Here is a 12,389-nt window from a genome sequence, read left to right as displayed (position 1 = left end):
TCCTCATCGCCGCTGCCGTTGAGCACGAGCTCGCGATGGCGTTCGTCGAGGGAGGAGAATGGCGCCTCCAGGTCGAAGCCGTAGTGCAGGCCTAAGGACTGCATCAGCATGAAGTAGTAGGCGTTGCGACGGTCCCATCCGCGAATAGCACCGCCCGCGATGGAGAGCTCCGGGTGGGTGACGATGCGGTTGGCGTCGAAGTAGCGGGTAACGCCCAGTCCGTCGCAGGTCCCGCAGGCGCCGGCGGGGTTGTTGAAGGAGAACAGCCGTGGCTCGAGCTCCGGAATGCTGAAACCGCAGAAGCGACAGGCGAAGCGGTCGGAGAATACGATCGGGGCGTCGTCCGGGCTCTCGAGGCTGATCACGCTCGCCACGCCGTTGCCGAGGGCGAGGGCCGTCTCGAAAGACTCGGCGAGGCGAAGCTTCAGGTCGTCCCGTACCCGGAAGCGATCGACCACAACATCGATGTCGTGACGCTTGCGCGCGTCCAGGGGTGGCGCTTCGTCGAGTTCCACCAGCTCACCGTCGACGCGGGCGCGGACGAAGCCACGGGCGCGCAAGTCATCGAACAGGGCGGCGTGCTCGCCCTTACGGCCGCGAATCATCGGAGCGAGCATCATCATGCGCTGCCCGTCGGGCAGGGCCAGCACGTGATCCACCATCTGACTCACCGTTTGCGCCACGAGATCGACCTCGTGATCCGGGCAGCGGGGGATGCCGGCGCGAGCGAACAGAAGCCTAAGGTAGTCGTAGATCTCCGTGACCGTGCCCACGGTGGAGCGCGGGTTGTGCGACGTGGATTTCTGTTCGATGGAGATCGCCGGCGATAGGCCGTCGATATGGTCGACGTCGGGCTTCTCCATCAGGGACAGGAACTGGCGCGCGTAGGCGGACAGCGATTCCACGTAGCGTCGCTGGCCTTCGGCGTAGATGGTGTCGAACGCGAGCGAGGACTTCCCCGAGCCGGAGAGGCCCGTGATGACGATCAGCCGATCGCGGGGCAACGTCACGTCGACGTCGCGCAGATTGTGGGTGCGGGCACCCCGGACGTTGATGACGGACATGCGGTTTAGTGAGCTGGAGCCGACAGCGGAACAACCCACGACTATACGACCGCGAGCTGCTCGCTGCCAAAGGAAGAGACGATTGATTTGGGTGTCGTCCTTCCTGGGGCGGGCGTGCGTGTCTCGCGCTCGGACTGAGATCCGCAGGGCAGCCACCCCGATGGCACTGCTACCATACGCGCCCGGCTAAGTGACGACACGGACAGCCCCTCTTGGCCACCTCGCCAGACACCAATCCGGTCAAATTGCTCCCCGAGGAAGGACGCGCCATAGGCGTGCTGTCCCTCGTGGTGGTGTGCCGAATGCTCGGCCTCTTCATGATCCTGCCGGTGCTGGCCGTGCACACGACTGATTACCCCGGCGCGACGCCGGCGTTGATCGGCCTCGTCATCGGCGCCTACGGCATCACCCAGGCCGCCCTGCAGATCCCCTTCGGCCTGCTGTCCGATCGCATCGGTCGTCGCCCGGTGATCGTGGGCGGCTTATGCCTGTTGGCAGCGGGATCGGTGCTCGCGGCCACGGCCCAGACGCTACCGATCTTGATCGCAGCGCGCGTGTTGCAGGGAGCCGGGGCCATCTCCGCCGCGGCCACCGCCTTGCTGGCCGACCTCACGCGCTTCGAGGTGCGCACCCGGGCCATGGCCCTATTGGGCGCGAGCATCGGTGCTTCGTTCATGCTGTCGCTTATCCTGGGTCCGTTGCTCGCCGCCTGGCTGGGCGCGCGCTCGATCTTCTGGCTCACCGGTGCGCTCGCCGTGGGCGGTGCCGTCCTGGTGCTCACCACCGTGCCGAGCCCTCCGTCGGTCCGCGCTGAGCGCTCGGCCTTTCTCGACCGCGCGCGCCTGGCGGAGGTCTTTGCGTCGCCCGCGCTCTTACGCCTCGATGCGGGCGTGTTCCTGGTCCACTTGCAGTTGACCGCCCTGTTCGTGGCGGTACCGCTCGTCCTGCGCGACGAACTCAACCTGGCCGCAGGGCGCCACTGGCAGGTCTACGTGCTCGCCATCGTCACGTCCCTGCTTGCGACTATCCCCATGATTCGCGCTCTCGAGCGCGGGGTTGGCGCTCGACGGCTCTGGGTCATGGCCTTGATCGCTCTGGTGGTCTCGCAGGCGGTTCTCGCCGTCGGCTTCAGCAGTCTGCCGGTCCTGGTGGGCGCGCTGGTCTTCTTTTTCGTGGGGTTCAACTTCATCGAAGCGCGCTTGCCCGCGGAGGTCACGCGGGAGGCCCCCGGGGACCTGCGGGGGGCGGCCACCGGCGTCTACGCCAGCAGCCAGTTCTTCGGTGCCTTCGTCGGGGGCAGTGTGGGCGGCGTCCTGTACGGGGTCGGTGGCGCCGGCGCCGTCTTCGCCTTCGGCGCCGTGGCCGCCGCCCTATGGTTGATGTTGCTGGGCGAGGAGAGAGCGTCGGCGTCCGTCGATGTGTCGAGCTAGTGTCCTGTCCCGCGAATTCCTCAACGAGCTTGCGGGACAGGACACTAAGTCGGTAAACGCGACGCGATCCTCTACGTTGTGTCAAGCGGGCCGTGAGTTTTGCACTGCATCGGAATATAATCGCCGTCCTCGACCACCCGGCCGGCAAATGAGCTGCCACCCAAGCGCGCTATCGCGCGGCGGCACCAAAAAACGCTGAGCACCGTGGCTGCGGTGCCGGGGCTATTATGCGAAGGGCAAGGGAATGCCGCGTCACCAGCTGGCGATGGCGGCATTGCCGACGCTGTTTCGCGGGAGCCCCAGCAGCTTGTGGAGCGGGTTGCCGTCGTTATTGCGCGACGCATGAAGTGTGCAGCGCTCAAGGAGGAAGGTCGATATGGCAAGAGGAATCAACAAGGTCATCCTGGTGGGCAACCTCGGGGCGGACCCGGAGACGCGCTACGCACCGAGCGGCAGCGCCGTGACCAAGTTCCGCATCGCCACCAGCGAGAGCTGGCGCGATAAGCAGAGCGGCGAGCGCCAGGAGCGCACGGAATGGCACCGCGTGGTCATGTTCGGGCGCCTCGCAGAGATCAGCCAGGAATACCTGCGCAAGGGCTCTCAGGTCTATATCGAGGGCAGCTTGCGCACTGATAAGTGGCAGGACAACAACGGCAACGATCGCTACACCACGGAGGTCGTTGCCAATGAGATGCAGATGCTGGGTGGACGCGGCGGCGGCATGGGTGGCGGTGAGCCGTCCTACGACGACGCGCCGCGACGCCAAGCACCGGCACACGGCAGCAGTAATCCCGGCGCCGCCCCGGCAGGCGCGGCAGCTCCCGCCGCGGGTGGCGAGGGCTTCGACGACGATATTCCGTTCTAGAGACACCGGGCCGGGCCTGGTGTCGCAGTGATCGCCCGCGTAAATCAATCAAAATAAGGAGTCCGCGCACATGCCCGACCTGATCAAGCCACACGGTGGCGAGCTCAAGGATCTCTACCTCCCGGAGGATCAACTCGAGGAGTACAAGAAGGCCGCGCTCGACTATCCCTCCTGGGATCTCACGCAGCGCCAGCTGTGCGACATCGAGCTGCTGCTGAACGGCGCGTTCTCGCCGCTGGAAGGTTTCCTGGGCCAGGCCGACTACGATCGCGTGGTCGAGGAAATGCGCCTCGTCGATGGCACCCTGTGGCCCATGCCGATCAACCTGGATGTCACCGAGGCATTTGCGGAGCAGCTCAAGCCCGGCGGCCACGTCGCCCTGCGCGACCAGGAAGGCGTGATGATCGCCGTCCTCGAGGTGTCCGACGTCTGGACGCCGAACAAGCACCTCGAGGCTGAGAAGGTCTTCGGTGCGGATGATCCGGCGCACCCGGCGGTCAACTTCCTGCACAACCATGCCAACCCCGTGTACGTCGGCGGCCGCCTGATCGGCATCCAGCAGCCCGTGCACTACGACTTCAAGCACCTGCGCGACTCGCCGAAGGAGCTGCGTGCCCGCTTCGAGAAGCTCGGGTGGCGAAAGATCGTGGCTTTCCAGACCCGCAACCCCATGCACCGCGCGCACCAGGAACTCACTTTCCGCGCCGCCAAGCAGGTGGAAGCCAACCTCCTGATCCAGCCCGTGGTCGGCATGACCAAGCCGGGCGACATCGATCACTTCACCCGCGTGCGCTGCTACGAGCACCTGCTCGACGAGTACCCGGAGCAGACCACGGCCCTGTCCCTGCTGCCGCTGGCCATGCGTATGGGCGGTCCCCGCGAGGCGGTCTGGCACGCCCTGATCCGCAAGAACTACGGCTGCACGCACTTCATCGTCGGCCGCGACCATGCAGGCCCTGGCAAGAACAGCAAGGGTGAGGACTTCTACGGCGCCTACGACGCCCAGGAGATGGTGGTCGAGTACCAGAACGAGCTCGAGATCGAGATGGTGCCCTTCCGTCAGGTGGTCTACGTCTCGAACAAGGCTCAGTACGTGCCCCGCGATGAGTGCGAAGAGGGTGATGACATCCTCAGCATCTCCGGCACGGAGTTCCGCCGTCGCCTGCAGGAAGGCCTGGAGATCCCCGATTGGTTCTCCTACCCGAAGGTAGTCGCCGAGCTGCGCAAGACCCACCCCCCGCGCCACCAGCAGGGCTTCACGGTGTTCCTGACCGGCCTGTCCGGCTCGGGCAAGAGCACTATCGCCAACGCCCTGATGGTGAAGCTGATGGAGATGGGCGGCCGCAAGGTCACGCTGCTCGACGGCGACGTCGTGCGCAAGCACCTCTCCAGTGAGCTGGGCTTCTCTCGCGAGCACCGCGACCTGAACATCATGCGCATCGGCTTCGTGGCCAGTGAGATCACCAAGAACGGTGGTATCGCCATCTGCGCGCCGATCGCCCCCTACACGGCCACCCGTCGCGCCGTGAAGGAGATGATCGCGTCCGGTGGTGGCTACGTCGAAGTGCACGTGGCGACGCCGCTCGAGGTGTGCGAGGCGCGCGACCGTAAGGGCCTGTACGCCAAGGCGCGTGCCGGCGTGATCAAGGAGTTCACCGGCATCAGCGATCCCTACGAGGCGCCGGAGAACCCCGAGCTTGCGATCGATACGCAGGACATCACCCCGGACCACGCCGCCCACCTGATCCTGGTGAAGCTCGAGAGCCTCGGCTTCATCAAGTAAGGACGGCGTCCGTGCTGGCCCCCGCCTGATGGGCTGCGGGAGCGATTACGGGTAAACTTGCGTGTCCCATCGAGCGACCCGGGCGTCCGCGCCCGGGTCGTCTTCGTTTTCAGCGCTGGCGTCGACGCCGCCGTCACCGGACATCCGGAACGCCTTCGCTCAAAGATTCGCCGCGTTAGCGGCTTTGAACGTCCGAACACCCCATGAAGCTGTACATCAAGACCTACGGCTGCCAGATGAACGAGTACGACTCCGCCCGCATGGTGGACGTGCTGCGCGAGTCCCATGGCTGCGAGGTCACCTCCGAACCCTCGGAGGCGGACATCGTCCTGTTCAACACCTGCTCGATCCGAGAGAAGGCTCAGGAGAAGGTGTTCTCCGAGCTCGGCCGCTGGAAGCCACTCAAAGTGGCCAAGCCAGACATGATCCTCGGCGTCGGCGGCTGCGTCGCGAGTCAGGAGGGTGACGCTATCCTGCGTCGCGCGCCCTACGTGGATCTGGTCTTCGGCCCTCAGACCGTTCATCGCCTGCCCGATCTGATCGCCGAGCGCCGGCGCCAGGCGCGCCCGCAGGTGGACATCTCCTTCCCGGAGATCGAGAAGTTCGATCGCTTGCCTGAACCGCGCGCCGATGGTCCTACCGCGTTTGTCTCCATCATGGAAGGCTGCAGCAAGTACTGCAGCTTCTGCGTCGTGCCCTACACGCGCGGCGAGGAGATCTCCCGCCCCTTCGATGAGGTACTGGCGGAGGTCGCGGCGCTTGCGGATCAAGGCGTGCGTGAGGTGACCCTGCTCGGGCAGAACGTCAATGCCTACCGCGGCCCCGCCGATGGCCGCGTCGTCGACCTCGGCGAGCTGATCTACTACGTGGCGGGTATCGATGGCATCGGCCGGGTGCGCTTCACCACTTCCCATCCGGTGGAGTTCTCCAACAGCCTCATCGAGGCCTACGCGGCTGTTCGCGAGTTGCCCGATTACCTGCACCTGCCCGTTCAGAGTGGCTCCGATCGCATCCTTTCGGCGATGAAGCGCGGCTACACGGCCCTCGAGTTCAAGCACAAGGTGGCGCGCCTTCGTGAGGTGCGTCCGAACATCAGCCTGTCCTCGGACTTCATCGTCGGCTTCCCCGGCGAGACGGACCGTGACTTCCAGGCGACCATGGATCTGGTGGCGAACGTCGGCTTCGATCAGTCCTTCAGCTTCGTGTACAGCGCGCGACCCGGCACGCCGGCATCCGGCTTGCCCGACGACACGCCGCAGGCGGTGAAGAAGGAGCGCCTGGCCCTGCTGCAGGCCCGCCTGAATCAGCAGGCCATGGCCATCAGCGAGGCGATGGTGGGCACCCGCCAGCGCGTGCTGGTCGAGCGTCAGTCACGCAAGAGCGAGCAGCAGCTCACCGGGCGTACCGAAAATATGCGTTGGGTGAATTTCGATGCGCCGTCGAATCTCATCGGTGAATTCGTCGACGTGGTGATCACCGAGGCCTTGCCCAACTCCTTGCGCGGGCGCCTGGTCGAGGCGCAGGCGCCGGTGGCTGCCGTCGCGGCCTCCGCTCAACGCTCTTGAGCGCTACCCGCACATCGCGAGACCTGACCCTCGAGCCGGCGGACAACGCCCGGCTCGCGAACCTGTGTGGTCAGCTCGACGAACACCTGCGCCACATCGAGCAGCGCCTAGGGGTGGAGATCGCCTATCGGGGCGCGCAGTTTCGCGTGGATGGCGATGAGGAGGGCACTTCCCTCGCCATCAAGGTGATCGAGCGCCTCTTCGCCCAGGCCGGTCGCGAAGACCTCGCACCGCAGCACGTGCACTTCGCGCTGCAGGAGACCGGTGCGCGCGAAGCCACCACGGGCCTCGCCGGCGCCGCGAACCCCGGTCCCGACGACGACGTGGTGGTACGCGCACGGCGCTTGCAGATACGCGGTCGCGGCGACAACCAGCGCCGCTACCTGTGCAACATCCGTGACGCCGACCTGAACTTCGGCGTGGGTCCTGCGGGCACCGGCAAGACGTACCTCGCCGTAGCGGCTGCCGTCGAGGCGCTCGAGACCGAGACGGTGCGCCGGCTGGTGCTGGTCCGCCCGGCGGTGGAGGCCGGTGAGCGTCTGGGCTTTCTGCCCGGGGACATGTCGCAGAAGGTCGATCCCTACCTGCGGCCTATCTACGACGCGCTCTACGAGATGCTCGGCTTCGATCGCGTCGCCAAGCTGATCGACCGTCACGTGATCGAGATCGCACCGCTCGCCTTCATGCGCGGGCGTAGCTTGAACGAGGCCTTCGTCATCCTGGATGAGGCGCAGAACACCAGCGTCTCGCAGATGAAGATGTTCCTCACGCGGATCGGGTTCGGCACTCGCGCCGTGGTGACCGGCGATGTCACCCAAACGGATCTACCCCGCCAACAGCTTTCGGGCCTGCGCCACGCGCTGGAAGTGCTGCGCGATGTGGACGGCGTGCGCGTCACACGCTTCACCGTGGCGGACGTGGTACGCCATCCCCTCGTGCAGCGAATCGTGGAAGCTTACGAACGCGCACCGAAGGTGAACAGTGCCGACCGTGAGGGAGGCGAAAGGTCGTCTTCTGGGCCGTCTCAGAGCGAGTCGTCCCAGTGAGTCAGGAGGCGACCTCAACGCTGGAAGCTGAGCACGAGGTCGACGTCGCCGGGCATCTCGACGGCGTGCCCGTGTCGCCCGCGCAACTCGCCTCATGGGTGCGTCTGGCCCTGACCGCGGCGCCCGGCGCGAGCTCCGTGGGTGTGCAGGTGGTGGATGCGCAGACGATTCAGGCCTTGAACGCGCAATATCGCGATCGCGACAAGCCCACCAACGTGCTCTCCTTCCCGGCGGAGGTGCCAGCGCCGTTACCCGTGCGTCCCCTGGGGGATGTGCTCGTCTGTGCCGAGGTGGTCGCCGAGGAAGCGCGCGCCGGCGCGATCGAACCGGCTGCCCACTGGGCCCACATGGTCATTCACGGCACCCTGCATTTGCTCGGCTACGACCACGAGAGCGACGAGGAAGCCACTGTCATGGAAGCGCGCGAGACGCTGCTGCTGGCGAGCGCGGGCTTCGAAGACCCTTACCGAACGAGACACGAGGATCCCTGAGCGAAGATGAGCGACGACCAACCTCCTAGTAGCAACGGTTCCGGACGCCGTAGCTGGCTCAAGCGCCTGACTCAGGCCTTGGGCAGTGAACCCCGGGACCGAGAAACACTGGTCGAAATCCTCGAGGACGCGCAGCAGCGTGGCCTGTACGACGCGGATGCCTTCGGCATGATCCAGGGCGTGCTCGAGGTCTCCGAGATGCAGGTGCGGGACATCATGATCCCTCGCCCGCACATGGTGGTCGCCGAGCGCGACGCCAAGCCTCAGGAGCTGTTGCCGATCATCATCGAGTCCGGGCACTCGCGCTTTCCGGTCATCGGCGAACACCGCGACGAGGTGGTGGGCATTCTCCTCGCCAAAGATCTTCTGCGTTACTTCGCTGAAGGCAGCGACACCGCCTTCAATATCCGCGAGTACCTGCGCAAGGCCGTGTTCATCCCGGAGAGCAAGCGCCTGAACGTCCTGCTCAAGGAGTTTCGCGACAGTCAGAATCATATGGCGATCGTGGTCGACGAGTACGGCGGCGTGTCCGGTCTGGTCACCATCGAAGATGTCATCGAGCAGATCGTCGGCGATATCGACGACGAGCACGACGTGGAGGACGAGGACATCTCCCCTGACGGGGACGATCGCTTCGCCGTGCGCGCCGTGACCCGCATCGACGACTTCAACGAGTACTTCCGCACGGACTTCGAGGACGAGGACTACGACACGATCGGCGGCATGGTCATCCATCGCTTCGGTCGCCTGCCGCGGCGCGGGGAAAGCGTGATCGTCGGGGGCTTCAGTTTCCGGGTGATGCGGGCGACCCGGCGCCGCATCGATCTGCTGCAGGTGACCCGCTCGGCAGCCCCGTCCAGCCAAGAGGACGATTGACCACCCCGATGGACGCGGAACTGCCCGACTGGTTGTCGCGCGCCATGGAGGGGAGGCGCGGCGATCTCCTCGCCCTGCTGGCGGGGGCGCCCCTCACTTTCGCCTTTGCGCCCTTCGGCTGGTTCGTGGTCGCCATCGCGACCCTGGTCGTGCTCTACGCGAGTTGGTTGGCGCAGACGCCGCGGCGCGCCGCCTGGCGAGGGTTTCTGTTCGGGGCCGCGGGATTCCTCGGCGGCACCTACTGGCTCTACATCAGCCTGCACGAATTCGGCGAGGCGCCGCTGTTCATCGCCATCCCCATGATGCTGGGCTTGGTCGCGGTGATGGCGAGCTACTTCGCCCTCGCGGGGTGGCTCGCGCGTCGCCTGCACCGCTTGGCCGGCGATAGCCCGGCCCTCGGCTTGCTTGCGCTCATGCCCGGGGCCCTGGTGCTCACCGAATGGCTGCGGGGGTGGGTCGCCACGGGCTTCCCCTGGTTCGCGTGGGGGTACACGCAGACCGATGCGCCCCTGATCGGTTGGGGGCCCGTAGTCGGGGTGCTGGGGGTGAGCCTCGCCGTCACCTTGAGCGCCGGTGCCGCCCTGCTGGTGCTGGTGGGCACGGGCTGGTGGCGCCGGGGCTTGGCGCTCGCCGTGCTGCTCGGCCTTTGGCTCGGCGGCGCGGGGCTGCAAGGCATCGAGTGGTCTCAGCCGCGCGGTGCGCCCCTCGATGTCGGCGTCGTCCAGGGTGGCATTTCGCAAGACCTCAAGTGGCAGGCGGATCAGTTGCCGAAGACCAAGGCCCTGTACCGCGGCCTGACCGACGAGCATTGGGATGCCGACCTGCTGGTCTGGCCGGAAGCGGCGATCCCCGCGCTCGCCAATCGCGAGCGGGATTACTTTGCGGGTCTCTTCAAAGCCGCACGCGACAGGAACACCGGACTGCTGATCGGTGCCATCCAAGCCAAGGGGCCGCGGGATGACCGGCGCTACTACAACAGCGTGTTCGGGGTGAATCGCTTGGGGGTCACGGAGTACCACAAGCGTCACTTGGTGCCGTTCGGCGAGTACTTCCCCGTGCCGAGCTTTGTGCGGCGCTGGATGAAGAGCCTCAACCTGCCTTACTCGGACTTCGAATCGGGGCCGGCGGGGCAGGCGCCCTTGCAGGTGGCCGGGCAGCGCGTAGGTGTGTCGATCTGCTACGAGGACGTCTTCGGCAGTGAGCTTCGCGCCATGTTGCCCGCGGCCAGCTTCCTCGTGAACGTGAGTAACGATGCCTGGTTTGGGGGTTCCGTCGCGCCCCATCAGCACTTGCAGATCGCGCGCATGCGCGCCATCGAGGTGGCGCGGCCGATGGTGCGCTCGACCAACAGCGGAATATCCGCCTACATCCAGCATGACGGTGCCCTGGGCAGCGTCACGGGGCTGTTCGACGCGGTGGTTCTGCGCGGGCAGGTGCAGCCTCGCGAAGGCACCACGCCTTATGTGCGATGGGGCGACTGGCCGACGCTCGGGCTCTCCCTCGCCATGCTGTTGGCCGCACCGCTGATGGGCTGGCGCCTTCGTCGGGCGTAAGGTCAAACCCCTAGCCTAGCCGTTCGATTTACCCATCGCTTATGCGACGGGCTTCTCATTTTGTGCGCGTTGCCGTCGTCGACCGACAACGTCGCCGTGCTTGCGTTTGCGCAAACTTCCGTCATCGCCCCAGTAGGGGTTTGGATTTCCTCGCGGAGGAGCGGAGTCATGAAGCGCGTAGTAAGTTTGTTCGGCGCAACCGCCATCGCCATCGCGGCGGTGGTAGGTCTTCGGTCGCCGACCGGGCCCCAAGAGTTGGCCGTCGGGGTGGTGCCTGCCCTGCCGGCGGCGACTCAGGCGGGATCGGTGGCGGCGAGGGTCGCCGCCGCCGAGTTTGGGCAGCAAGCGCTGTCGGCGGTCTCCCGCGCGGCGACGGCGGGCGATCAGCTCGCGTCCGTGTCGGCGATCTCCCCGATGCTCGCGACATCGATCGCTCAGGCGGAGCAAGCACGTGAGGCGGACCGCCTGCGTCGCGCTGCTGAAGACGCTCCCGGGATCGACGCCATCGATCGCGGTGATGCGCACCTCCCCGTGCGCTCGGGCGCCTTCATGCCGCCCGCGGCCGGTCAGGTCGATCAGGTGGTTTCGCTCCCCGCCGGCATGACCGTCGCGCAGCTCGAGCAGAAGCTCAACGCCGTCGGTGGTGAAGTGCTTCGCGAGTACGCCACCTTCGCCATGGTGGCAGTTCGCCTGCCTGGCGAGGCAGCCGCAGACTTCCTCACGGACAATGGCATCGAGCGCGCGGTCGAGGACGACCTGGTCGAAATGGCCTGGAGCGGTGGGCAGGCCGGCGGCGGCAGCGCCACGCTGGCCGCTGCCAACGTGCCGAGTGGAGCCAACGCTTCATCGCAGATCGGCATCGCCGTGATCGACGGCGGCGTCTTCGAGCACCGCGACGTCAACGTCGAGCGTCACGCCAACTTCATTCAGCCCTCGACGCGCAAGCAGGGCTCGCGCAGCGAGTCTGGCCTGCAGGCCCTATATATCTTCGACGAGGGGCAGGGCGCTCGCGTGTTCGATCGTGCTGACCACGGCGGGCAACCGGCCCACCTGGAGTACGTGTCGCTGCTGAATGATGCGGAGTACAACAATCTCGTCTCCCACTACTATCCGGGTGGCGTGCACCCCGATCAGGTAGCGCTGAAGTCTCTGCACTCCGTCGGTGGCGGCTCCGCGCGCTACATGGACCTGCTCAACTACAGCAACAAGGCGCTGAAGGTGCTGTGGGTGAACTTCGAGGGTGAGCCTGAGGAGCGCATGACGGTGGCCCCCTACGGCTACCGCGATTGGCAGACCTTCGATGGCCACCCCTGGATCATCGCCGACGCGCTCACCGGAGAATACCTGAGCGTCATCGAGTCGCCCGCGGCCTCGCCCTACAACGATTTCCACGGCAAACCGATCACCTGGCACGGTGAGGGCGCGAGCGTCGCCAACGGTTCACTGCGCGCGCAGTTCACCGGTACCAGCCGCATCACCGCCGAGTGCCGCAAGAAGGACTTCATGGCGCTGGAGGCGTGGCTTACGCTGCCGCCCGCCAGCACCGTGCACGGCGCGGTCACCGTGCTGCGCCATGGCGTGGGTTCGAACAACTCCTTCGAGCTCGAAGATCTTGGTCACAGTGGAATGCGATTCCGCATCAAGACGACGAAGGGCGATTTGGTGGCGAACTGGATGCCGCCGCACCGCAACGGCGTTCCCCAACACATCGTGGCC

General features: G+C 66.1%; 10 protein-coding genes. 9 read left to right on the top strand and 1 reads right to left on the bottom strand.

All coding sequences use genetic code 11. The features are described from left to right. On the bottom strand, nt 1-1,064 hold a 1,064-nt coding region (locus tag AAF184_21595), incomplete at its 3' end, for an excinuclease ABC subunit UvrA (GenBank protein MEO0424944.1). Nucleotides 1,065-1,276: 212 nt separating this feature from the next. Here AAF184_21595 and AAF184_21590 point away from each other — a divergent pair. The 9 genes from AAF184_21590 to AAF184_21550 form a co-directional block, all read left to right on the top strand. Continuing rightward, the gene (locus AAF184_21590; protein MEO0424943.1) at nt 1,277-2,494 is read left to right on the top strand and encodes an MFS transporter; all 1,218 of its coding nucleotides are present in this window, start codon (nt 1,277-1,279) and stop codon (nt 2,492-2,494) included. 376 nt (nt 2,495-2,870) lie between these two features. Beyond that, on the top strand, nt 2,871-3,359 hold the full coding sequence (ssb, locus tag AAF184_21585; GenBank protein ID MEO0424942.1) for a single-stranded DNA-binding protein: 489 nt from the start codon (nt 2,871-2,873) through the stop codon (nt 3,357-3,359). Between the two features lie 70 nt (nt 3,360-3,429). After that, nucleotides 3,430-5,142: a bifunctional sulfate adenylyltransferase/adenylylsulfate kinase gene (locus tag AAF184_21580; GenBank protein MEO0424941.1), complete on the top strand. Its 1,713-nt coding sequence runs from the start codon at nt 3,430-3,432 to the stop codon at nt 5,140-5,142. Nucleotides 5,143-5,345: 203 nt separating this feature from the next. Next, nucleotides 5,346-6,707 (top strand): tRNA (N6-isopentenyl adenosine(37)-C2)-methylthiotransferase MiaB, encoded by a 1,362-nt coding sequence (gene miaB, locus AAF184_21575; GenBank protein ID MEO0424940.1) that lies wholly within the window; start codon nt 5,346-5,348, stop codon nt 6,705-6,707. After that, complete coding sequence (locus tag AAF184_21570; GenBank protein MEO0424939.1) at nt 6,704-7,753, top strand: PhoH family protein; 1,050 nt, start codon at nt 6,704-6,706, stop codon at nt 7,751-7,753. The genes miaB and AAF184_21570 overlap by 4 nt, the downstream gene beginning before the upstream one ends. A 20-nt stretch (nt 7,754-7,773) precedes the next feature. Continuing rightward, complete coding sequence (ybeY, locus tag AAF184_21565) at nt 7,774-8,244, top strand: rRNA maturation RNase YbeY (GenBank protein MEO0424938.1); 471 nt, start codon at nt 7,774-7,776, stop codon at nt 8,242-8,244. 6 nt (nt 8,245-8,250) lie between these two features. After that, nucleotides 8,251-9,120 carry a transporter associated domain-containing protein gene (locus AAF184_21560; protein ID MEO0424937.1) on the top strand — a complete coding sequence of 290 codons (870 nt, stop codon included), beginning with the start codon at nt 8,251-8,253 and terminating at the stop codon, nt 9,118-9,120. Then, a complete protein-coding gene (lnt, locus tag AAF184_21555) occupies nt 9,117-10,673 on the top strand; it encodes an apolipoprotein N-acyltransferase (protein ID MEO0424936.1) in 1,557 nt (518 codons plus the stop codon). The genes AAF184_21560 and lnt overlap by 4 nt, the downstream gene beginning before the upstream one ends. A 168-nt stretch (nt 10,674-10,841) precedes the next feature. Further along, nucleotides 10,842-12,389 (top strand): hypothetical protein (locus tag AAF184_21550; protein MEO0424935.1); only part of this gene is annotated, 1,548 nt, incomplete at its 3' end.

It is taken from the genome of Pseudomonadota bacterium, from assembly GCA_039815145.1.
In the GTDB taxonomy this organism is placed as follows: Bacteria; Pseudomonadota; Gammaproteobacteria; order Steroidobacterales; family JBCBZW01; genus JBCBZW01.
This window is presented reverse-complemented; position numbering and strand designations above follow the sequence as displayed.